At 35.8% G+C, this 539-nt stretch carries 1 protein-coding gene; it reads left to right on the forward strand.

Features of this window, described 5'->3' with window-relative positions; genetic code table 11:
* The coding region (locus BAZO_RS16155; RefSeq protein WP_003332748.1) for an Eco57I restriction-modification methylase domain-containing protein at positions 1-539 on the forward strand (539 nt) is incomplete at both ends.

Genomic DNA, 539 nt, shown 5'->3' on the forward strand with positions numbered 1-539 from the left:
TATTAAGCTATTACATTGCAGCCATTAACATTGAGGCAACTTTTGATGAAATAAACGGGGATGCAGAAGACTACGTTCCTTTTGAAGGAATTGTCTTAACAGATACTTTCGAGAGTACAGAGCCTGAGGATACATTAGATGATGATTACTTTGGAACTAATGACGCACGTTTAAAACGACAGCAAGAAGTACCAATCACAGCAATTATTGGAAATCCTCCATATTCAAGTGGACAGAATAATGCGAATGAGAACAATAAGAATATTCACTATTCGAATTTAGAGAAAAGAATTAGAAATACTTATATTAAAAATTCAAAGGCTGGTGCTAAAAATACCGCTCAGGATAGCTATATACGAGCAATAAGATGGGCAAGTGATAGGCTAGGAAAACAAGGAGTCATTGGGTTTGTATCAAATGGATCATTTATTGATTCTCGTGGAGCAGATGGACTTAGAAAATCATTGTTTGAAGAATTCAACTACCTCTATATCTTTAATTTACGTGGAGATCAGCGCACTCAAGGAGAAACTTCACGT

The sequence above is a fragment of the Schinkia azotoformans LMG 9581 genome, assembly GCF_000307855.1.
GTDB classification, from domain to species: Bacteria; Bacillota; Bacilli; order Bacillales; family Bacillaceae_J; genus Schinkia; species Schinkia azotoformans.